General features: G+C 61.4%; 20 protein-coding genes and 1 tRNA gene. 15 read left to right on the top strand and 6 right to left on the bottom strand.

The window, feature by feature from the left end; genetic code table 11:
- Window positions 1–17: 17 nt before the first annotated feature.
- The 3 genes from QTL94_RS04245 to QTL94_RS04235 are packed head-to-tail and all read left to right on the top strand — an operon-like array spanning window position 18 to window position 3,737.
- Complete coding sequence (locus QTL94_RS04245; protein WP_065691533.1) at window positions 18–935, top strand: carbohydrate ABC transporter permease; 918 nt, start codon at window positions 18–20, stop codon at window positions 933–935.
- Window positions 932–1,795 carry a carbohydrate ABC transporter permease gene (locus tag QTL94_RS04240; protein WP_289800702.1) on the top strand — a complete coding sequence of 288 codons (864 nt, stop codon included), beginning with the start codon at window positions 932–934 and terminating at the stop codon, window positions 1,793–1,795. Before QTL94_RS04245 ends, QTL94_RS04240 begins: the two co-directional genes overlap by 4 nt.
- 25 nt (window positions 1,796–1,820) lie before the next feature.
- Window positions 1,821–3,737, top strand: coding sequence for a glycoside hydrolase family 127 protein (locus QTL94_RS04235; protein ID WP_065691454.1), 1,917 nt, complete (start codon window positions 1,821–1,823; stop codon window positions 3,735–3,737).
- Between the two features lie 152 nt (window positions 3,738–3,889).
- Here the strand turns inward: QTL94_RS04235 and QTL94_RS04230 are convergent, their stop codons facing one another.
- Entirely contained in the window at window positions 3,890–4,627 is a 738-nt protein-coding gene (locus tag QTL94_RS04230) for a type 1 glutamine amidotransferase (protein WP_289800701.1), read from the bottom strand.
- 115 nt (window positions 4,628–4,742) lie between these two features.
- Here QTL94_RS04230 and QTL94_RS04225 point away from each other — a divergent pair, with 115 nt between their 5' ends.
- The gene (locus QTL94_RS04225; RefSeq protein ID WP_113520579.1) at window positions 4,743–5,039 is read left to right on the top strand and encodes an Rdx family protein; all 297 of its coding nucleotides are present in this window, start codon (window positions 4,743–4,745) and stop codon (window positions 5,037–5,039) included.
- 2 nt (window positions 5,040–5,041) lie between these two features.
- Here QTL94_RS04225 and QTL94_RS04220 read toward each other — a convergent pair whose 3' ends face one another.
- Window positions 5,042–5,470, bottom strand: coding sequence for a BA14K family protein (locus QTL94_RS04220; RefSeq protein WP_289800700.1), 429 nt, complete (start codon window positions 5,468–5,470; stop codon window positions 5,042–5,044).
- 184 nt (window positions 5,471–5,654) lie between these two features.
- Here QTL94_RS04220 and QTL94_RS04215 point away from each other — a divergent pair.
- Window positions 5,655–5,741: transfer RNA gene (locus tag QTL94_RS04215), tRNA-Leu, on the top strand.
- Between the two features lie 63 nt (window positions 5,742–5,804).
- On the opposite strand, the gene QTL94_RS04210 is transcribed toward QTL94_RS04215, so the two are convergent.
- The 4 genes from QTL94_RS04210 to QTL94_RS04195 form a co-directional block, all read right to left on the bottom strand.
- Entirely contained in the window at window positions 5,805–6,440 is a 636-nt protein-coding gene (locus QTL94_RS04210; RefSeq protein WP_289800699.1) for an NrsF family protein, read from the bottom strand.
- Entirely contained in the window at window positions 6,427–6,993 is a 567-nt protein-coding gene (locus QTL94_RS04205; protein WP_065691079.1) for a sigma-70 family RNA polymerase sigma factor, read from the bottom strand. The genes QTL94_RS04210 and QTL94_RS04205 overlap by 14 nt, the downstream gene beginning before the upstream one ends.
- Before the next feature lie 198 nt (window positions 6,994–7,191).
- Window positions 7,192–7,521: a hypothetical protein gene (locus tag QTL94_RS04200; protein ID WP_065691078.1), complete on the bottom strand. Its 330-nt coding sequence runs from the start codon at window positions 7,519–7,521 to the stop codon at window positions 7,192–7,194.
- Between the two features lie 113 nt (window positions 7,522–7,634).
- Window positions 7,635–9,242, bottom strand: a complete 1,608-nt coding sequence (locus QTL94_RS04195) for a GumC family protein (RefSeq protein WP_289800698.1) — start codon at window positions 9,240–9,242, stop codon at window positions 7,635–7,637.
- 130 nt (window positions 9,243–9,372) lie between these two features.
- On the opposite strand from QTL94_RS04195, the gene QTL94_RS04190 reads away from it, so the two are divergent.
- From QTL94_RS04190 to QTL94_RS04145, 10 genes are all read left to right on the top strand, one after another.
- A complete protein-coding gene (locus QTL94_RS04190; RefSeq protein ID WP_289800697.1) occupies window positions 9,373–10,434 on the top strand; it encodes a glycoside hydrolase family 5 protein in 1,062 nt (353 codons plus the stop codon).
- A 5-nt stretch (window positions 10,435–10,439) separates the two neighbouring features.
- Window positions 10,440–11,702 carry a hypothetical protein gene (locus QTL94_RS04185; RefSeq protein ID WP_289800696.1) on the top strand — a complete coding sequence of 421 codons (1,263 nt, stop codon included), beginning with the start codon at window positions 10,440–10,442 and terminating at the stop codon, window positions 11,700–11,702.
- A 135-nt stretch (window positions 11,703–11,837) separates the two neighbouring features.
- Window positions 11,838–12,722 (top strand): formyltetrahydrofolate deformylase, encoded by an 885-nt coding sequence (purU, locus tag QTL94_RS04180; RefSeq protein WP_289800695.1) that lies wholly within the window; start codon window positions 11,838–11,840, stop codon window positions 12,720–12,722.
- A gap of 109 nt (window positions 12,723–12,831) precedes the next feature.
- Window positions 12,832–15,759, top strand: a complete 2,928-nt coding sequence (locus QTL94_RS04175) for an aminotransferase (protein ID WP_289800694.1) — start codon at window positions 12,832–12,834, stop codon at window positions 15,757–15,759.
- A gap of 523 nt (window positions 15,760–16,282) precedes the next feature.
- Window positions 16,283–16,477, top strand: a complete 195-nt coding sequence (locus QTL94_RS04170; protein WP_037115161.1) for a hypothetical protein — start codon at window positions 16,283–16,285, stop codon at window positions 16,475–16,477.
- 147 nt (window positions 16,478–16,624) lie between these two features.
- On the top strand, window positions 16,625–17,620 hold the full coding sequence (locus QTL94_RS04165; RefSeq protein WP_289800693.1) for a P1 family peptidase: 996 nt from the start codon (window positions 16,625–16,627) through the stop codon (window positions 17,618–17,620).
- Window positions 17,621–17,665: 45 nt separating this feature from the next.
- Window positions 17,666–18,586 (top strand): LysR family transcriptional regulator, encoded by a 921-nt coding sequence (locus QTL94_RS04160; RefSeq protein ID WP_289800692.1) that lies wholly within the window; start codon window positions 17,666–17,668, stop codon window positions 18,584–18,586.
- A 150-nt stretch (window positions 18,587–18,736) separates the two neighbouring features.
- On the top strand, window positions 18,737–20,266 hold the full coding sequence (locus QTL94_RS04155) for an ABC transporter substrate-binding protein (protein WP_289800691.1): 1,530 nt from the start codon (window positions 18,737–18,739) through the stop codon (window positions 20,264–20,266).
- Between the two features lie 42 nt (window positions 20,267–20,308).
- Window positions 20,309–21,256, top strand: a complete 948-nt coding sequence (locus QTL94_RS04150; protein ID WP_289800690.1) for an ABC transporter permease — start codon at window positions 20,309–20,311, stop codon at window positions 21,254–21,256.
- 1 nt (window position 21,257) lies between these two features.
- Entirely contained in the window at window positions 21,258–22,118 is an 861-nt protein-coding gene (locus tag QTL94_RS04145) for an ABC transporter permease (protein WP_289800689.1), read from the top strand.
- Window positions 22,119–22,132: the final 14 nt, after the last annotated feature.

Genomic DNA, 22,132 nt, shown 5'->3' with positions numbered 1-22,132 from the left:
TGATGCGGAGTGTTTCGATGACCGTTACAGGTCAAGTGCAGCGATCATGTGTGCGCAGGCGGACTACCAGACCGGAATGGACCGGCCTTCTCTATATCGCTCCGGCGATGCTTCTCGTCATTGTCTTCTTTGTCCTGCCGGTGATCTTCACAGGCTGGATGAGCTTGCACAACTGGCCCCTGATGGGCGCCCAGCGCTGGATCGGTTTCAACAATTACTTCCGCATGTTCAACGACAGCCGTTTCGTGGCGGCGCTGAACTTCACAGCCTACTATACTGTTATCGTTACCATCGTGATCTTCGCCGTTGCCTTTCCGCTCGCGCTGTTCGTCGAGCGTGAACGAGCCTTCGTCAGTACTTACAGGACGATCATCTTCCTGCCCGTCGTCGTTGGGCTGGCGTCCGCCTCGCTGCTCTGGGTCTGGCTCGCCAATGTCGACAGCGGCTTCATCGGCCCGGCCTTGAAGGCACTCGGCCTTGTCGAGAGAAGTCCCAATTTGCTGGCGACCTTCGACAGTGCGTTTCTCACCATCATCGTTATGGTCGTCTGGAAGATTGCGGGCTTCACCATGATCATTCTTCTGACCGGACTGCAGGCGATCCCGGCCGACCTGACCGAAGCCGCCGTCGTCGATGGCGCGTCGTGGTGGCAGCGTTTTCGCTTCATTACCCTGCCGCTGATGCGCCGCACGATCGCGCTGGCGCTGATCATTTCGGTCACCGGCTCCATCCTGGCCTTCGACCAGTTCTACATCATGACCGCCGGCGGCCCACAGAACCGCATGATCTCGGTCGTCTATTACATCTTCAACCAGTCCTTCGTGTCCTTCAATCTCGGCTACGGTGCAGCCTTGTCGATCGCGCTTCTCGCCATTTTGGTGGTCATCAGCGTTGCGCAGCTCTGGTTGCTCAAAGTCGGGGAGGAGCGCGCATGAGCCGCGTAACTGGACGGCCGAGAAGCAGGGAGCTGCGGGCGCAAACGGCCTACCACGGCACCGGACTGGCCATTACGATCTTCTTCCTGGCCCCTTTTGTCATCACGTTGCTGGCCTCGCTCCGCCACGGCACCGAAGCCCGCTTGCCACCGCTGCCGCCGTGGCCGACGACAGGGATCAGCTTCGATTCCTATCATTCGCTCGACAGCTTTGGCGCCGGCATCTGGCAGCATACGATCAATTCGCTGATCGTCTCGCTGGCGACCGTGGTGTTGACCGTCGCCATCAGTCTGCTCGCCGGCTATGGCTTCTCGCGCTATCGCTTCCCGCTCAAGAACGTCTTCTTCGTGCTGATCATCGCGACTCTGATGATCCCGTTTCAGTCGATCCTCACGCCGCTCTTCATCATCCTGGCGAAGCTCGGCCTCAACAATTCGCTGTTCGGGCTGACGCTCGTCTACGTGACACTGCAGCTGCCCTTCTCCGTCTTCATGATGCGAAATGCCTTCGACGCGGTCCCGAAGGAGATCGAGGAAGCCGCGCGCATTGATGGTGCGCAGGACATGAAGATGCTGGTCATGGTGCTGCTGCCGCTCGTGCTGCCGGGTGTAGCGACGGTGGCGATTTTCGCCTTCCTCAATGCGTGGAACGAGTTTCTGGCAGCACTCGTGCTCCTCTCCAGCAATGAGAAATACACGCTCCCTGTTCTGATGATGGCGGTTCGCGCCGGTCGTCTTGGAGCGATCAACTGGGGCGCCGTGCAGGCCGGCGTCGCCGTGATGACCATCCCCTGCCTGATCGTCTTCCTGCTTTTGCAACGCTACTACATGCGCGGGCTCATGGCCGGCGCAGTGAAATAACCTCCCGAGAGAAATGGATTAAGCCATGAACAAGCTGAAAAGAGATCGCCAGTTCCGTCCGCTCCCCGTTCCCAACGTCGATGTGCATGGGCTCTTCGGTGATCGCCAGGATGCGATTTGTGATTCCACCGCCGAAACCCTGCTCGACCGCTGCGTGGAAGCCGGCATGGTGCGCGCCATCGATGTCGACCAGCCGAGCGATGGCGTCGTCATCCCGATCGGTCCATGGGGTGGCTCGACGCAGATGTTCTGGGATAGCGATCTCGGCAAGTCGATCGAGACGGTGGCCTATTCGCTCTACCGGCGCGCCAATCCGGCGCTGGAAGCCCGCGTCGACGCCATCGTCGATATGTACGAGAAGCTGCAGGACAAGGATGGCTATCTGAATGCCTGGTTCCAGCGCGTCCAGCCCGATCGCCGCTGGACTAACCTGCGCGACCATCATGAACTCTATTGCGCCGGCCATCTGATCGAAGGCGCGGTCGCCTATTACCAGGCCACCGGCAAGCGCAAGCTGCTGGATATCATGTGCCGCTTTTCCGACTACATGATCACCGTCTTCGGCCATGGCCCGGGCCAAATCGCGGGCTATTGCGGCCACGAGGAAGTGGAGCTGGCGCTGGTCAAGCTCGCCCGCGTGACGGGTCAGAAGAAGTATCTGGACCTCGCCAAGTTCTTCGTCGATGAACGCGGGACCGAGCCGAACTTCTTCACCGAAGAGGCGATCCGCGACGGCCGCAGCGCCGAAGATTATCACCAGAAGACCTACGAGTATGGCCAGGCCCATGAGCCGGTCCGCGACCAGAAGAAGGTCGTCGGCCACGCCGTTCGCGCCATGTACCTCTATTCGGGCATGGCCGACATCGCGACCGAGTACAGCGATGACAGCCTGACCAACGCTCTGGAGACCTTGTGGGACGATCTGACGACCAAGCAGATGTACGTGACCGGCGGCATCGGTCCGGCGGCTGCCAACGAGGGCTTCACCGACTACTACGATCTGCCGAACGAGAGTGCCTATGCCGAGACCTGCGCTTCCGTCGGCCTCGTCTTCTGGGCGAACCGCATGCTCGGCCGCGGCCCGAACCGCCGCTACGCCGACATCATGGAGCAGGCGCTCTACAACGGCGCGATGTCCGGCCTGTCGCTTGATGGCAAGACGTTCTTCTACGAGAACCCGCTGGAAAGCGCTGGCAAGCACCATCGCTGGGTTTGGCACCATTGCCCCTGCTGCCCGCCGAACATCGCCCGTCTGCTCGCCTCGATCGGCTCCTACATGTATGGCGTCGCGGAAGACGAGATCGCGGTTCATCTCTACGGCGAAGGCAAGGCTCGTTTCGAGATCGCCGGCGCATCGGTCGAACTTGCGCAGCAGACCCGCTATCCGTGGGACGGCGCCATCCACTTCGATGTGACCACCGAAAAGCCGACGCGTTTTGCCGTGTCGTTGCGTATTCCGGAGTGGGCCGATGGCGCGAAGCTCCGGGTCAACGGCGAGCCGGTTAACCTCGCATCGGTCGAGATCGATGGCTATGCTCGCATCGAGCGCGAATGGAAGAGCGGCGACCAGATCGATCTCGAGATTCCGCTTGCCACGCGTGCGCTCTGGGCAAATCCGCTCGTACGCCAGGATGCCGGACGGGCTGCTTTGATGCGCGGGCCGCTGGTCTATTGCGTGGAGGCAACCGACAACGGTTCAGGTCTGAACGGGATACAGCTCAAGGGTGGCGTCTCGACCGCGAAGACGGCGGAAATCGCCGAACTCCGCGGCGCCGTCGCGCTGGATATCCCTGCAGTCAGGGAAACGGAGGAATGGGGCTCGACGCTCTATCGTACCACGCCGCCCGCGGCGAAGGAGACCACGGTTCGATTCGTGCCGTACCACCTCTGGGACAACCGTACTCCCGGCGAAATGCTCGTCTGGATCAGGTCAGAAGGGTAACGAGAGACGGGCGGCATCGCTTGGTGCCGCCCTTATCCCTGGGCGACCTTCCCACATGTGAGCTTGGGCTTATCCGGAATCGCTACGGCTGTGACGGTCGCGGAGCCGCAGATCCTCGGCGAAGGGCCGAGGATGATCGGCGGCATCTCACCTTAGGCGCTGGCGACAAGTTGCTTGTCGGCCGTGGCAACATCGATCAAGCGCACCCAGTTGCGCGCGATCGTCAGCCCCGTCACATCGGCCTTTTCGGCGTGTTCTGCCGCAAGCGCCGGATAGCGCTCGAGCCAGTCCGGCTCCATGCGCCTGATCGAGGCCTCGAAGTCCACCGTCCAGTCGGCGACGACGCCGGAGCTGGCCTCGAAGTGAAACTGCGTGCCGTAGGCCGCGCGCCCGACACGAAACGCCTGGTTTTCCACCAGTGTCCCGGTCGCCAGGCGGGTGGCCCCAGCAGGCAGCGTGAACGTGTCGCTGTGCCATTCGAAGGTCGTGAACGTCGCATCGAGACCCGCCAGCAGCGGATCACTCTTGCCATCCTCAGTCTGCTCGATCGGTTGCCAGCCGAATTCCAGCTGGAAGTTCAGGCGGTTCTCCGCACCATGGCCGCGCGCCAGCAACTGAGCGCCAAGGCAGATGCCGAGCACTGCCTTGCCTGATTCGGAGAAGCGTTGCATCAGCCGCGCCAGAGCCGGCAGATAGGGGTGCTTTGCGTCGTCGAGTGCGTTCTGCTCGCCGCCAAGCACGACCAGCGCATCATGGTCGAAAATGCCTGCAGGGAGCTTCTGGTCGATGTAAGGCCTGAAATAGGTGATTTCGGCGCCTGCTTCGGCCAGTGCCAGACCGAGCGGTCCAAGCGGCGTATTCTTCATGTTCTCGACGATAGCTACCCGCATCAGCGACTCCTGTCTTCTCAGCCGGGAAACAGGAACACCATGCGCTTCGCCGTTGCAATATGCATTACGTCCTGTGTAGGCAGTTACCGAAGCCGGATCATCATAGGAGCATCTGATGAGCGACAAGAAAGCCCGTGTCACAATCCTCTATTGTACCCAGTGCAACTGGCTGCTGCGGGCGGGCTGGATGGCGCAGGAGTTGCTGCAGACCTTTACGGACAGTCTTGGCGAAGTCGCTCTCATTCCCGGCACCGGCGGCAACTTCGAGATCCGCGTGGATGATGAACTGATATGGGAGCGCAAGCGGGACGGCGGCTTTCCCGGCCCGAAGGAGCTGAAGCAGCGCGTGCGCGACATTATCGAGCCGGGCAGGGACCTCGGTCATACCGATCGGGCGTCGCTCGAAAGCTGAGCCTAGTCGTAAGGCGAGCTGCAGGTCTTGTAGATGCCTTCGTAGGTAAGGAAGCGATCGGTCTTCGGGTTATAGGTCCTGTACTGATTGCGGCACCATTGGACATGGAAATTCTTGTCGGGCGTCTGCGGCCGAACCGTCGGCACCGGCTTCGTATTGTAATAGAGGGGTGCGGCCCCCTGCGCGCGCGGACGGTAATAGGTCGGCCCTGTCGCCGTTGGCGGACGATAGTTAGGCTGCATGTAGGCCGGACGGAAGGATTGCGTACGCCCGTAGGTGAAGCAGCCGCGTGCGTCGCACATGGTTTGCACCTTGATGATATCGGGATCGGACCCGCCCTGCGGCAACGACACGAGCGGCATCGCCGAAAGCGATACGCCGGGTGCCAATGACAAAACAGCAATCAGCAACAGATTCTTGAAATCGGGCATCGCCACAATCCTTTCGTGTCCCGGATCATATAGTGCACCGCGCGCCAATCGGCATCAAGCGTGGTCACGCTCCTGTGAAAAGCGCACTTCCGCTCATCAACCACAGACTTTTTTGCCCGCCGTCAGAAAAACTTCAAAAACCCTGTTGACAGCAAGAGGCCACCCCCGTACATGGCTCTCCGTCGCCCAGATGGCGGAATTGGTAGACGCGCCAGCTTCAGGTGCTGGTACCCGAAAGGGTGTGGAGGTTCGAGTCCTCTTCTGGGCACCATTCCATAAGGAATACAATGTGAAAGCCGATGCCAACGGCTTTTCACTTTCCCTCTCCTGAGCATTACCAACGTAGGTATCGACGGCCGATCACGGCTCCGATTGCGCTGATTGCCGCAATGGCGATCGTGTACCACGTTGCCACGAAAAGCGGGCTGTCGTCGGCGCAATGCCAGGCATAGAGGGCGGCTGCAATGCTCGCGGAGGCGAGGCCGGCTGCGGCTCCGGCAAGGGCCGGTCGCTGGGGGGCGCCGCCTCTCAATGCCAGCAGGAAGCCAGCCAACGGTGCTACCGAAAGCAGCGGAATAAAGATCAGGCAGAAGCCGGCATTGTTGCCAACCAGGCGGGTCGTCCAATCTTGCGAAGGCACGACGATCAGCTCAAGCACGATGGCAACAGCGAGGAGGGCGACAGGGACGAGGAGTACCAGGGCTCTGGCTCTGGGCGACGCTCCGGGCTTCCCGATTCGGAAAACCAGGCCGCAAGCGGCGAGCGCGAGGATCAAGGTCAGGCTGGTCTTGAACAGGACGCGAGTGGTCTCGATAGCGATCGATATATCATGGCGAATGCCGACGGTGGCGAGCAGGATGGCTGCGGAGATGATCACGCCCGCAACCAGCGCGATCGCCAACGCGCGGTCGAGCCGCAAACGGACCGGCGCGTCTGCCGCCAGAAGGGTAATCAGCTCATCCGTCTTCACGTATTCCACTCCGGTACAGGGCTGCCAACGTCTTTAGGGCACGATGCAGCGCCACGCGCACGGCTCCCTCGCTCATCCTCAGTCGCTCCGCGGTCTCGCGAATGCCGGCGCCATTGATCGATATCGAACGCACGATGTCGCGCTGCGGGTCACGCAGCCGTTCCAGCAAATGCTCGGCGTCGAGCCGATCCGTTGCGTCGGTCTGCTCCACGGCTTCGAGCGTCGCCATCACATCCTCGATCGGCACAGTCGTATGTCTGCCGCGGCGCCGGAGGCTGTCGATCAGCTTGTTGCGCACGATCGTCGACAACCAGGGTCCGATCGGACGTGTCGGGTCCCAGGTTCCGCGTTTCAGGTGAACGGCAAGCAGCACTTCCTGAACCACGTCCTCCGCTTCGCTCGCCGGCGCTCCGAACTGGCCGCAGCGTTTGCGCGCCATGGCCCGCAGGTGCGGCGTCACGGCGGAAAGAAAGCGGTGATAGGCCTGCGCATCGCCACCCAGCGCATCGCGCATCCAGCCCGCCCATTCTGCTTCACGCGCCGAATTCCTCACCCGACATATCCTCTACGAACGCGCACAGGCTTGTGTTACCGCGATTCGGAATTTTTTCCGCAATGGCCACAATGCGATGGTTGGAGATGTTCTCTCCCGCTTTGGCGAGCGCCGCAAGACGCGCCTGCCTAAAAAGGAGCAGCGATTGCAAACCTGTCGGTCGGATTACGCCTTGGGCGGGGTCGTCGCTCTGGCGGACTAGCGGACCGGCTGGTAGCGGCCGCGGCGTGGAACCAGCGTTCCCGTCGAGCCAAAGCCGTCACGGTCGCAGACATAGACCAGCGTCGGCATGCCGGATCGGAATATCTCGTCATATCGACGCCGGATCTGCTGTGTCTCCGTTCGGCAGGTGAATTGCTCTTCTTCCGTCTTGTCCGGTTGTGCCTTTACGCCAGGCAGGTCGGTGTAGGGGTAGAGCGGTTGGACGCGCGTTTCGCCGGCGCGCTTCCAGTCGGTGGCGAACGCGGTTGCGGGCGCCAGTGCGGAAGCGATCACCAGAACCGCGGGAATCACCATCGCAAACCGCATATTGGTCTCCTGTCGAAAGCCGGCCTTTCAACTGTTACGACGGATGTAGTCGCCGCCACGCCACGCATCAAGCCTGCGCGGCACTGCCGAACGGACAGTCTCGCAAACGTGACCTATGCTGGTTTGCGGAAGTAGCCGCGAATGACAGGATGCGTGATGAGGCTGGCCAAGATCGCGAAGCCGACACCCGCTGCAAAGCCGGCGAGAAGCCCCCCGATCGCACCGGCGACCAGGAACATCTTCTTGCTCGGCCCATTGGGCTTGATCGGTGGTTCCGCTTCGGAAATGACCCGGATGTTGCTGCGCGACAGGTTCTGCTCTTCGCTCGTCTGGCTCGAGCGTTTCAGAACAGTCTCGTAGATGTCGCGGGCCGCCGCAGCCTTGCGCTGCAGTTCATTGAGCTCGACCTGCTTGTCCGATGTGTTGACCTGCAATGCCTTCTGGACCGCCAGTTCCTTGGAGATGGCATCCTCGGCCTTCTTCGCCTGATCATATTCGGCTCGGGCCGTTGTCGCGAGACGCTGGAGCTCGCCCTGGATTTCGTCGGCGATGCTTTTCAGCGATGACCGGGCGGCTTGCAGGCGCGGATGGCGCGCCCCCATCTGGCTTTGCAGGCTTCCGACAATGGCCGCCTGCGTCGAATATTGCTGCCGCAGGGTGGACAGTGCGGTGGAAACGCCGGCGTCTTGCTGGCTGCCGCCGACAATATCCTCGAAACGGAGGTTCGCGGCGGCATCGGCGCGTGTCTTGGCCTGAATTGTCTTGTCCTGCGCCGTCACCAGCAGCGTGTTCAGCGAGGTTAGCCGTTGGTCGGAGATCAACCCGTTCTGGGTCGAAGTCATATCGTTGTCGGCCCGGTAGGTCTCCACCGCTTGCTCAGCCTCCTGGACCTTGGCGCGAAGATCGTTCAGCCGGCTGTCGAGCGTGTTTGCCGTGCCTTCGTAAAGCCCGGTCGAGGCGGTGTCCTCCTCCTTCAGGAAGGAAGCAACCACCTGGTTGGCGAGTGCCGCGGACTTCTGCGGATCCGTCGTCGTCGCTGTCAACGAAACCACGTAGGTCGCGCCTTGTCGGCTGATAACAAGTGCCTTCTGCAGCGCGCTGATGACGGCGGCGCTGTCGGGCCGACCTCCCGTAAATTCGCGGTCCTGGTCGAGCTTCATCGCATCGGCAACCCTGCGAAGGACATTGCCCGACGTCAGGATCTGGACCTGGCTGTCGATCATTGCGGAGATCATCTCGGGCGAGGGGGTCGTCGATTGCGCGCTCGGATCGGCGAGGCCAACTTGGCGAGGGTCGAAGAAGAGGGTCGTTCCTGCCGTGAATTTCTGCGGCAGCATCGGCAGCACGACGGCACCCGCGAGCGCTCCGACGACGGAGAGGCTGAGCACCATCAGGCGCCGGCTCAAGACCGCGCTGATGGCTGAGCGTACGTCTAGCAATGGTCCGCTGGGGTCGATCGCCTCAGCGCTGGGTCTTGCAGGGACAGTGTCTGGAACCGGCTGGGAGACGGGCAGTGGAGCAGGCACCCGCGGTGGAGGCGGGGCATCCTCGGCCACCGGCGCATCTGGAATGAGCGAGACGGCCTTTGGCTTGGCAGGCAGGAAGTCGGCGGGGCGCAGAACCGGAGTACGCACGTCAGCCGGCTGAGGCGCGGCATGGCCGGTCTCACCCGTGCGCCATTGCGGCAGCCGGCCTAGCCTCGTCCTGTCAAACTGGTTCATACGCACACTCGCTGCCCGCCGGCAAAACTCTTGGCGGAAGTGGCTGAGACTTTAGAAATTCTTAGCTAACGGACCGTTAAGATCCGTGGCGATGCAGCAATGATCGTCCAACCGGATAGGTGCGAGTACCATGAAGGCCAGTCTGTCCCTACCGCGCCGCCTGGCGGCGGTTGCCCTGGCTTTGCTCGTGACCGAGGTGGGGCAGGCGAATGCCGCGGGAGCGTGTTTTCGCGGGGTCAATCTATCAGGAGCCGAATTCGGGGAACCGGGTGGCGAGCCATTCAAGGCCTATGCCTATCCATCCCGGGAAACGATCGCGTACTTCGCAAGCAAAGGTATGAACACCGTACGCCTGCCGTTTCTTTGGGAACGGCTGCAGCCTGAGCTTGGCAAGCCGTTGGATGAGGCGGAGCTGAAGCGCCTCAAGGACACGGTCGCTCTGCTCCGCGAGAAGGGACTGACCATCGTTCTCGATCCGCACAACTACGCTGCCTACAAGAAGACGCGGATCGGACAGGCGCCGGTCACCGCGTCTGCCTTCGCCGAATTCTGGGCACGCCTGGCTGTCGAGTTTTCCGGGCAGGATGACGTGATTTTCGGCCTGATGAACGAGCCGAATGATATTGCCGCCGATGTCTGGCTCAAGGCGGCAAATGCGGCAATCCGTACCATCCGCGCAACCGGTGCAAACAATCTCATTCTCGTTCCCGGTACCCGGTGGACAGGCGCCCATTCCTGGCAGGCGGACGGGCCCGGCGGTGCCAACGGCACCGTGATGCTGGGCGTTCGCGATCCGCGCAAGAATTTTGCCTACGAGGTCCATCAGTATTTCGATGACGATTCGTCGGGCACACATCCGCAGTGCACCGGAAACGAAAAGGCGCTGGCCGCGATCGATGCAATGACCGACTGGGCGCGCGAGCATAACGCCAGGGTTTTCCTGGGCGAGTTCGGTGTCTCGCAGGACAAGGAGTGCACGGCCGGGCTTGCCCGGGTGCTCGATCATATTCAGGACAACGGCGATGTCTGGCTCGGCTGGACCTACTGGGTCGCGGGCGACTGGTGGCCCGAAACGGAAACGCTGAACGTTCAGCCGCACGATGGCCACGACCGCAAGCAGATGAGCGTCTTGCAGAAGGCGGCCAAGGCACCGTCGCCGGCAAAGGCTGCGTGCGAAACGGTGGTGGACTGACGGCGATGGCGCGGAAGGCAGCTCCCGAAAAGGAACCGATCGACTACAGCATTCTCGCCGTGGGCGTCCTCGGCGTGATCTACAATGCGATCCTCGCCTTCATCAATCACAACATCATACCTCTGGCGCCAAGCCATGTGGTGCTCAGCGAAATCCTGCTCCTGGTCTTCAGCTTCGCCTATCTGTTGCGCAAGGGCATCTTCGAACCGGATCTTGTGCCGCTCGCCTATCTCCTGGCAACGATCGCGCTGACGATCTACGTGATGGTCATCAATCGTGCCGGCTATGTCGATCATCTGCGCAACGTCCTGATCATCTTCGCCTTCGTCGTCATGGGGCGATGGGTCAACGAGCGTACGCTCAAGCTCACCTTCCGGCTGTGCTGCCTTTGCGTCTTGATCGTGCTCGTTTGCGAAATACTGTCGACGCCGGCCTATGTCGGACTTTTCCATCCCGCCGAGTATTTCCAGAATACCCGCGGCGTGCCGCCGGCGACCTACAGTGATAGCGGCCTGTTTCGTGGCGCGCTGGGTTTCGAAGGACGCTTCTCCTTCGGCCTGATCGACCATCGCTCCTCGTCGCTGTTCCTCGAGCAGGTGTCGCTTGCCAATTTCTGCGGCGTGATGGTGATCTATCTGGTCGCTTTCGCCAATCGCCTGACGTGGCTGGATCGCCTGATCTTCGTATCGACGGTCGTTCTGATCCTCGTCACCAACGACACCCGCACGATGCTGATTTTCACCATCGTCAGCGTCGCCGGCTATGTCATCTATCCCTGGCTGCCGAAGATCTGCGATTTTCTGATGATGCCGGGGATCGTCGTGGTCGGTTTCATCATCCATGCATTCCGGCCGGATGCACACGAAGATGATTTCGTTGGACGCATCAGCGGCACGGTCAGGAATATCATCGACATGGACGTGCCGGCGACTTTCGGCCTCGAGCTCGAAAAGGCGACGACCTTCGTGGATAGCGGCTATGTCTATATCACCTACGGCGCCACCATCTTCGGGCTCATCCTTTTCTGGCTGTTCGTATCCTTCTATCCGGCCGGACAGACGCCGAATCAGAAGCGCTTGTGCCACGCGCTCTCGCTCTTCATGTTCCTGAACCTGATGATAGGATCGACCGCGATCTTCTCGATGAAGACGGCAGGTATCCTGTGGCTGCTGGTGGGCTTCCTCAAGTTCAACGAGGGCTCGACGGCGGGGATACGCGTTTCGACGGCGCAGGCGGAACGGACTCTTGCCGGCTCTGCCGTAAGCTGATGCCGGTAACAAGGCGCGGCGCCAGTGGCGTGTAGCCGGCAGATTGTTGGAGCAATGACAGATGCCGGCTTGATTGCCTGCTTCGCTTTGATCTAAGCAGGCCGGCTGGCGGATGCCGAAAGAGGAATGAGAGCCATGAAGAACTATGTATTGACGGTCTCGTGCAAGTCGACGCGGGGGATTGTTGCGGCGATCGCCAACTATCTGGCGGATCAGGGTTGCAATATCATCGATTCATCGCAGTTCGACGACCTCACCACCGGCAAATTCTTTACCCGCGTCAGCTTCATCTCCGAAGAAGGCGTGTCGCTTCCGGCATTGCAGGAAGGGTTCAAGCCGGTGTCGGAGAAGTTCGACATGGATGCCGAAATTCACGATGGCGAACAGCGCATGAAGGTGCTGCTGATGGTCTCGCGTTTTGGCCATTGCCTGAACGACCTGCTCTATCGCTGGAAGATCGGCGCGCTGCCGATCGATATCGTCGGCGTCGTCTCCAACCATTTCGACTACCAGAAGGTCGTGGTGAACCACGACATTCCCTTCCACCACATCAAGGTGACGAAGGAAAACAAGCCGCAGGCCGAAGGGCAGCTGCTCGATCTCGTCGAACAGACCGGCACCGAGCTTGTTGTGCTCGCCCGCTACATGCAGGTCCTCTCGGACGCCATGTGCCGGAAAATGTCGGGCCGGATCATCAACATCCACCATTCCTTCCTGCCGAGCTTCAAGGGCGCCAACCCCTACAAGCAGGCCTATGAGCGTGGCGTGAAGCTGATCGGCGCGACGGCGCACTACGTGACGGCCGATCTCGACGAAGGCCCGATCATCGAACAGGACACGGCGCGGATCACGCATGCGCAGAGCGCTGATGACTATGTTTCGATCGGCCGCGACGTCGAAAGCCAGGTTCTGGCGCGCGCCATCCATGCCCATATCCATCGCCGCGTCTTCCTCAACGGCAACCGCACGATCGTGTTCCCGGCAAGCCCCGGGAGCTACGCCTCCGAGCGCATGGGCTGACAGGCCGCCGATGTCTGCATTCAACTGACGCGATCGCATCGCTTGCCGATGGCAAGCGATCGATTAAGTGCTTACTGTGCAAAATCGAATCGCGCAGTGGGGGAATGCCATGACCGATGAAACGCTTGCTCGGCGTCTCGAGCTTCCGCGTCCTGATGTGACGGCTGCGGAGGCTGCCGAGATTCTGGAATCGCGTTATGGCTTATCGGGCGTAATCAACGAACTCGGCAGCCAGCAGGATCGCAACTATCGGATCGATACCGGCGAGCATCGCTATGTGCTGAAGATCTGCCACATGGCCTACGAGACGCTCGAACTCGAGGCGCAGAACGCGGCCATCCGGCATTTGGGCGCCAAGCAGGAAGCGCCGCGCGTTCCCAGAGTCGTCGCCTCGACGGACGGGCAGGAGATTGTCGCCGTCACGGTGCGCGATGAAACCTTCCAGGTGCGGGTTCTCGAATATCTGGAAGGCGAGGGGCTGACGCACCACCACTATCTGCCGACGGAATCGGTGTCTGCGCTGGGTGCATTGTGCGCCAGGCTGGCGCTGGCGCTGGCAGACTTCAGTCACGCCGGCCTCGATCGTAGTCTGCAATGGGACTTGCGTCGCGCAGGCCCCGTTGCCGTGCAACTGCTCTCGGCCATCACCAACAGTGCCGCCCGCGACCGTATCGCCAAGACGATGGTGTCGGCAGTTCGGCGGGTGCAGCCCTACGCGCCCTCGCTTCGCCTGCAGGCGGTTCATCACGACGTCACGGGCGACAACGTCGTCAGCCACCGCGACGGCCACGTCCGCCTGATTCCGGATGGCGTTATCGACTTCGGCGACATTATTCGTGGCTGGGTGGTCGGCGATCTCGCCGTGACCTGCGCGTCGCTGCTGCATCACGCCGATGGCGACCCCTTCTATGTCCTTCCGGCGATCAGGGCCTACCACGAGATCTATCCGCTGAACGGCGAGGAGTTGCGGGCGCTCTGGCCACTCGTCGTCGCGCGGGCGGTCATTCTGGTCGCGAGCAGCGAGCAGCAGATTTCCATCGACCCCGAGAATGAATACGTCCGCAAAAATCTCGAGCTGGAGCGCCGAATTTTCGACACGGCGATATCGACACCCTTTGATGTGATGGAAGCGGCAATCCTGAAGACCGCCGGTGTCTCCGTCCCAGCCGTCGAGACGGAAGCTTGGCAGCCGTTGTTGCCGGATCTCGACCTGCAGCAAATCGCGTTCGTCGATCTCGGTGTCGAAAGCCAGCATTTCGCCGCCGGCAACTGGTTTCAGGCGGACATGGACTGGCGATTGCTGGCGCGGGCAGCTGCCGAGGCCGGCGTTGCGGCAACGCGCTATGGTGAGTACCGCCTGACGCGCGCCAATCTGCGAAGCATGACACCTTCCGCGACATATGCCTTGCACACCGATGTTTGCCTGCCTGCCGGCACGACGGTTGCCGCGCCCTTCGCCGGCAAGATCGAGCGGAGCAATCACACTCTCGTCGTGGCCGGTGAGGGCATAAAACTTCATCTGGCCGGACTGGATGCGTCTGTGGAGGACGGGGCGGTCGTCGAACCGGGCCAGGCTATCGGCGCGATTTCCGGCGAGGCATCGTCGCTGGGCGGCCTTCGCGTTCAACTCTGCACTCTCCACGGCGCCGAGCCGCCGCTGTTTTGCATGCCGCATCAGGCATTCGCGTGGTCGCAACTCTGCCCGTCGCCGGCGGCACTGCTCGGCATTGGCGTTGAGGCGCCGAGTTCGGAGGGAGCTGATCTCCTCAATCGACGGCAAGCGCATTTCGCCGTGCCGCAGAAGCACTATTACGACAACCCGCCGCAGATGGAGCGTGGTTGGAAGGAGTATCTCTTCGACGTCGAAGGTCGCGCCTATCTCGACATGGTCAACAACGTCACGATCCTGGGGCATGGCCATCCGCGCCTGGCCGAAGCGGTGAGCGAGCAATGGTTGAGGCTCAATACCAATTCGCGGTTCCACTTCACCGCCATTGCCGAGTTCTCCGAGCGGCTGGCGTCGTTGGCGCCCGAGGGGCTGGATACAGTCTTCCTGGTCAACAGCGGTTCCGAGGCGAACGATCTCGCGCTGCGGCTCGCCTGGGCCCACACCGGCGCGCGTGACACGCTCTGCCTGTTGGAAGCCTATCATGGCTGGACGGTGGGCAGCGATGCTGTCTCCACGTCGATTGCCGACAATCCCCAGGCGCTGACCAGCCGGCCCGAATGGGTCTATCCGGTCATCTCTCCGAATATCTACCGGGGCGAGTTTCGCGGGCCGGATTCCGCCGGCGACTACCTGCAGTCGGTCTTGTCGGCGCTTGGCACGATTGAGGAAAAAGGGCAGGGGCTCGCGGGCTTCATTGCCGAGTCGGTCTACGGGAACGCCGGCGGTATTTCGCTCCCTGACGGATACCTTGCCGCAGTCTACGCGCAGGTGCGTGCCCGTGGCGGCGTTTGTATCGCCGACGAGGTTCAGGTCGGTTACGGACGGCTCGGGCATTACTTCTGGGGCTTCGAACAGCAAGGCGTGGTGCCTGATATCATCACGATCGCCAAGGGCATGGGCAACGGTCACCCGCTCGGCGCGGTGATCACCACCCGCGCGATCGCCGAATCGCTGCAGAAGGAGGGCTACTTCTTCTCGTCGGCGGGCGGCAGCCCGGTGAGCTGCGTGGTCGGAATGACGGTTCTCGACATTCTCGCGGACGAATCGCTGCAGGAGAATGCGCGTCTGGTCGGCGATCACCTCAAGCGTCGGCTTGCTGCCCTGGTTGATCGGCACCCGCTCGTAGGCGCGGTTCATGGCATGGGGCTGTACCTGGGGCTTGAATTCGTCCGCGACAGAACGACGCTCGAACCGGCAACCGAAGAGACCGCCGCGATCTGCAGTCGCCTGCTCGATCTCGGGGTCATCATGCAGCCGACCGGCGATCACCTGAATGTGTTGAAGATCAAGCCACCACTCTGCCTGACGGTCGAAGGCGCCGATTTCTTCGCGGATGCGCTGGAAAAGGTGCTGTCTGACGGTTGGTGATCGGCGGTGAGTCAGCGTTAACCATTTCGGTCATTTCGAGGCTTCCCGATTTTTAATCAAATGCCCCATTGCCGGAATCACCACGGCCTCCTATCTCTGCCCCGGTGATCGAAAGAGAGCCTCTCACCGTCACGCGAATTGCACAAAGTCTTGATAGGAGTCTTTCGGTAAGTTCGCGTATGGTGGAATGAAATTTTCCGGATCGTCGATATTTTGACACGTTTCGGAATATGTTTCTGACAGACTAGCATCTATTCTCTACAAATAGAGTAGATTAATAGATGCAGTCATCGCCGGCCTCGACATCCCGGGGCCTAAAACAAGCGCAACGCCAAGGAAAGGAACGAGACATGATTGATATCGAAATTCTTGCCACGCTTCTTGGGCGATCTGTGTTTGGCAATGACCGTCCGGGCGCCCTCTCCCGCCCGAACTGTCGAATGTGATCTTCGTCCTCCTTCAACGGTATCAGACAAGTCAATTCGCCATCGCCGCAGCATCCTGCGCGGCAGGAGTTCTATGCATGAAAAAAGAAGTTATCGAATACGCAGGCGTTCCCGTTGGGATCGTCATTCCGGATGAAAACCGGTTGAAGTTCATCGCTGTGAAGTTTCACGTCCATGACCTCGACGAGCAGCATTTCAGCTCGCCGGCCGAGGTTAAACTGGCAATTCACGATCTGATGACCCGCCGTCATCCAAGACCCATTCATGCCTGAGTGCATGAAGAGGCCACGGCCCGACAAAGCCTTCGAAGATTTCCAACCGGTCCTGCCAGCAGCAGGGCCGGTCTTGTTTTTTGGCCGTCCTTGCGGTCCTATTTCGCGCTCCTGATTCAGGGAGTCCGACGTAAGGATGGATCGCGCTTGCTCAATCTTCTCACCGATATCGAAGGCCTATCCGTCGGCCACGCAACCGATCTGAGGCTTGGTTCGGGCGTTACCGCCATCGTCTTCGATGAGCCGGCAACGGCCTCCGGCGTGGTGCTCGGTGGAGCGCCTGGAGGTCGGGATACAGCATTGCTGGATCCATCGATGACGGTAGGCGAGGTGGATGCTTTCGTTCTCTCCGGCGGTTCGGCATTCGGGCTCGATGCGGCCGGCGGCGTCCAGGCTGGCCTTCGCGAGATCGGCCGGGGCTTTGTCGTCGGCAATCAGCGGGTGCCGATCGTTCCCCAGGCGATCCTGATGGATCTCCTGAACGGCGGCGACAAGGATTGGGGCGTGCAATCGCCCTACCGGGACCTGGGCTACGAGGCATTCAAGGCGGCGGCGAAAGGGAGTTTCGCGCTTGGCACGGTCGGTGCCGGTACCGGCGCAACAACGGCGACCGCCAAGGGCGGACTCGGTTCCGCCAGTGCGCTGACCAGCGGGGGCCACAGGATCGCCGCCATCGTCGCCGTCAACGCGCTTGGCTCCGCCACCATCGGCGAGGGGCCGCACTTCTGGTCCGCGCCATTCGAGCGCAACGCCGAGTTTGGCGGTCTCGCTTTGCCTTCCGCGATTGACGAGAGCGACACGGCCATGCGGCTGAAGGGCATGGATACGACGGCGACCACCATCGGCGCGATCGTCACTGATGCCATCCTCACCAAGGCCGAGACCCATCGGCTGGCTATCATGGCGCATGACGGGTTCGCTCGCGCCCTGCTCCCAGCGCATCTTCCGCTGGATGGCGACACGGTCTTCGCCGCAGCGACCGGCCGGACACCGTGCAACGGGCTTCGCGATTTCATGGAGCTGTGTCACTTCGCAACGTCGGTCATGGCCCGCGCCATCGCGCGAGGTGTGTATGAGGCCACGGCGCTCCCGGTCGCGGGAGCGCAACGGGCATGGAAAGACCGCTATCGGGATCGCCGCTGATTGCTTAAAGAAGATCGCATTGCCTGAAGCGGTGGAGACGGTGACATGCAGATTCGGGCCCTGATGTATTTCGACGAGCTGGTGCGCACCAATTCCATGCGACAGGCCGCCGAGAACCTGAATGTCGCGCCGACGGCGATCAGCCGGCAGATCGAAAATCTCGAATATCACTTCGGCGCCCCTCTGGTGGAACGCAGCGCGCGCGGCGTGAAGCTCACGGCGGCAGGCGAGCTGCTTGCGGCGCGTGCCGGGCGAACCCTGCGCGAGCTCGACCATGTCGGGCAGCTGATCGACGACCTGAAGGGATTGCAGCGCGGCTATGTCAGCATTCATGCCACCGGCGCGACCGTCGCCAATCTGCTTGCGCCGGCGCTTGCCCAGTTCAGCCTGAAGTATCCCAAACTTCGTTTCGAGGTGACCATCACCAGCGCCAGGCAGGCGATCGAGGCGGTTATCGGAGCGGAGGCGGATATCGCGGTGACGTTGTTCGCACCGCCGATGTCCGGCACCAAGGTTCGCCTGCGCTCCGAAATTGCCTATGACCTGATCGTTGCGCCGGGCCACATCGCTGCGACGAAGAGCGAAGTCCACTTGAAGGACATCGCAGACTATGCGCTGGCATTGCCTGATCAGTCTTTCGGCTTTCGGCAGGCTTTCGATGCCCGGCTGGAGAAGGAGCGGCTGCAGGTCGAGCCGGTCTTCGTGACCAGTTCGCTGGAGATGCTGAAGGAGCTGGTGCTGAGCGGCGCAGCTGTCACCCTGCTTCCGGCGCTGACCGTCCGCCGTGAAATCGAGGCTGGTCAGCTCTGCGCAGTGCCGCTGGGAGCGAAAAGCGCGATCCGCACGCATGTCGATCTCTGCGTGGCGCCCGATCGCCAGCTCTCCTTCGCCGCGGCGAAGCTTCTCGACTTTATCGAACGCTTCATGCGCGAGCGTGCGCAGGGCCTGCCGGGAACCAAAGACTAGGCAGGCGGGCTTGCATCCGCCGGCGAATTCCGGTGTAGCTCTTTCGGCTACACCCAGCACACAAAATCGCCATTGTGTGCGCACCGACCCGGTGACACTCTATTTGAAAAGGGCCAGTTGCTGACAGCGGCGGCCAGACAGGGGAACATGATGATCAAGGTCACGCTCGCGCCCTCCGCGCGTCTCGTTCGGCGACTATCGCTAGGAGCCGCTATTTCCGCGGGCCTTGTCATTTTCGGCCTGACACCCGCGCAAGCCGCCAAGACATCCCTGAACCTCGGCATGACGGTCGAACCGACAGGACTGGATCCGACGATCGCCGCTCCCGTCGCAATCGGACAGGTCACCTGGCAGAACGTCTTCGAGGGGCTGGTGACGATTGAGGAGAGCGGCAAGGTGCAGCCGCAGCTGGCGAAAAGCTGGGACGTTGCGGCCGACGGACTGACATACACCTTCAAGCTCCAGCCAGGCGTGAAATTCCATGATGGCCAGGCGTTCGATTCCGCTTCGGCCAAGTTCGCGCTCGACCGGGCTCGTGACGCGGATTCCGTCAATCCGCAGAAGCGCTTCTTCGCCTCGATAGCCTCCATCGATACGCCAGATCCGGAAACACTCGTCCTGCACCTCTCGGCGCCGACGGGCAGCCTGCTGTATTGGCTCGGCTGGCCGGCGTCGGTGATGGTCGCGCCGAATTCGGCGGCTGATGACAAGACCAAGCCGATCGGCACCGGCCCGTTCAAGTTCGTCAACTGGGCGAAGGGCGACAAGGTCGAACTGGAGAAGAACGCCGATTATTGGGACAAGACCGCATCGATCAAGCTCGACAAGGTGACGTTCCGGTTCATCGCCGATCCGCAGGCCCAGGCTGCAGCGCTGAAATCCGGCGATGTCGACGCAATCCCGGAATTCGCGGCGCCCGAACTCATGAGTTCCTTTGATGGAGACGCGAAGCTCGCCACCGTGATCGGCAATACCGAACTCAAGGTCGTCGCGGGCATGAACAATGCCAAGAAACCGTTCGACGATAAGCGCGTGCGTCAGGCGCTGATGATGGCGATCGACCGCAAGACCGTGGTGGACGGCGCCTGGTCGGGCCTCGGCACGCCGATCGGCAGCCATTACACGCCGAACGATCCCGGCTATGTCGACCTGACCGGCAAGCTGCCGTACGATCCGGAAAAGGCGAAGGCGCTGCTTGCGCAAGCCGGCTATCCGAACGGCTTCACCTTCACGATCAAGTCGCCGCAGATGGCCTATGCGCCGCGCAGCGCGCAGGTCATGCAGGCCATGCTTGCAGATATCGGCGTGACCATGAACATCGAACCCACCGAATTTCCGGCCAAATGGGTCCAGGATGTGATGAAGGATCGAGCCTACGAGATGACGATCGTTGCCCATGCCGAGCCCATGGACATCGATATCTATTCGCGTGATCCCTACTACTTCAACTACAAGAATCCGGCTTTCAATGATCTGATGAAGAAGGTTCAGGAGACGGCTGATCCGGCAGAGCAGGCGAAGATCTATGCCGAGGCGCAAACGATCCTCGCCGAGGACGTACCGGCGCTCTATCTGTTTGTCATGCCGAAGCTCGGTGTTTGGGACAAGAAGTTGAAGGGCCTGTGGCAGAACGAGCCGATTCCTTCGAACGTGTTGTCCAACGTGTCCTGGGAAGACTGATCGGCAGGATGCTATGACGGGGCGGCGAACGATGGACAAGACATGATAGGGCTTCTGTCGCGCCGCCTTGCCGGTCTTCTGCTGACGCTGGTCGGCGTCTCGCTGCTGATTTTCGCGGTGATGGATCTGCTGCCGGGGGATCCCGCCTCCATTATGCTGGGCACGTCGGCCTCACCGGAAACCTTGGCGGCCTTGCGCCATGATCTCGGCCTCGACCAGCCGCTGCTGCTTCGCTACGGCCAGTGGTTGGCCGGCGTTTTTTCCGGCGATCTCGGACAATCCTACACCTACGGCGTTCCGGTCGCCGGGCTGATCGTCGAGAGACTTGCGGTCACCCTGCCGCTCGCGTTGATGGCAATCGTGCTGTCCGTGGCGATCGCCATCCCGCTCGGAGTCCTGGCGGCATCGCGGCGCAACAGCATCATCGATGTCGTCGTTTCCGTGTTCTCGCAGATCAGCATTGCTGTTCCGGCTTTCTGGGTGGCGCTGCTCTTGATCATTCTGTTTTCGACAACCCTCGGGCTGATGCCGGCAGGTGGGTTTCCGGGCTGGGATGCCGGCATATGGGCTGCCGTTAAGGCGTTGCTGATGCCCGCGGTGGCACTCGCCTTGCCGCAGGCAGGCGTTCTCACACGCGTGACGCGTTCAGCCGTGCTGGAAACGATGCACGAGGATTTCACGCGCACCGCGCTCGCTAAGGGGCTATCCTCCGGAAAGGTCCTTTGGCGGCATTCCGTCCCGAATGCGCTGGTCCCGATCTTCACCATCCTTGGCCTGCAATTCACCTTCCTCGTCGCCGGCGCGGTTCTCGTAGAGAACGTCTTCAATCTGCCGGGCCTTGGAAGGCTGGCCTATCAGGCACTGTCGCAGCGCGACATCATCGTGATGCAGGATGTTGTCCTGTTTTTTGCGGCACTCGTCATCGTCATGAATTTCATCGTCGATCTTTCCTATCTGGTGATCGATCCACGGCTGCGGGAGGGCGTGTGACATGGCGCTCGCTTCCACCGAGATCACCGTGCGGCGCCGGCGGGTGAGAATGAGCCGGCGAATGAACCTAGTCGTCGGTGGTGCTGTCGTCGCGTTTCTCGTTGGCATCGCACTGCTGTCACTGGTCTGGACGCCGCTGCCGCCGGCCAAGATGCAGATCATTCACAAGCTCCAGCCGCCTTTCGCCTTCGGCCTTCTTGGCACGGATCAGTTTGGACGCGACGTGCTGTCGATGCTGATGGTCGGCTGCTGGAATTCGCTGTCGATAGCGATCGCATCGGTGGCGATCGGCGGCACGCTCGGTTCGGTTGCCGGCGTTTCCGCCGCCGCGCTGCGCGGTCCTTTCGAAAGTCTGCTGATGCGGGTCTGCGACGTCATATTCGCGCTGCCGCCCATCCTGTCGGCAATGATGCTCGGCGCATTCCTGGGACCGGGCCGATTGACTGCCGTCATCGCGATCGCAACGTTCATGATCCCGGTTTTCGCACGCGTCACGCTGGCAAGCGCCCTGCAAGCCTGGAGCCGCGATTATGTCCTGGCTGCCCGAGCCATTGGCAATACCCGCTTCACGATCTCGGTGCGCCACGTTCTGCCAAACATAGCCAGCCAGATCATCGTGCAGGCTACGATACAACTCGGCCTGGCAGTTCTCACCGAAGCCGGCCTGAGCTTCCTGGGGCTCGGCATCGCACCGCCGGCGCCGACCTGGGGGCGTATGCTGGCTGATGCCCAGACCTATCTCGCGCTCGCGCCGTGGCTGGCAATCCTGCCTGGCCTTGCAATCACCCTCTCGGTGTTCGGCTTCAACATGTTGGGCGATGGACTGCGAGACTGGCTCGACCCGCGCGAAGCAAGCCGTTGAGTGCCACCGATTCG

The organism is Rhizobium sp. S96 (genome assembly GCF_030382195.1).
Classification (GTDB): Bacteria; Pseudomonadota; Alphaproteobacteria; order Rhizobiales; family Rhizobiaceae; genus Rhizobium.
This window is presented reverse-complemented; position numbering and strand designations above follow the sequence as displayed.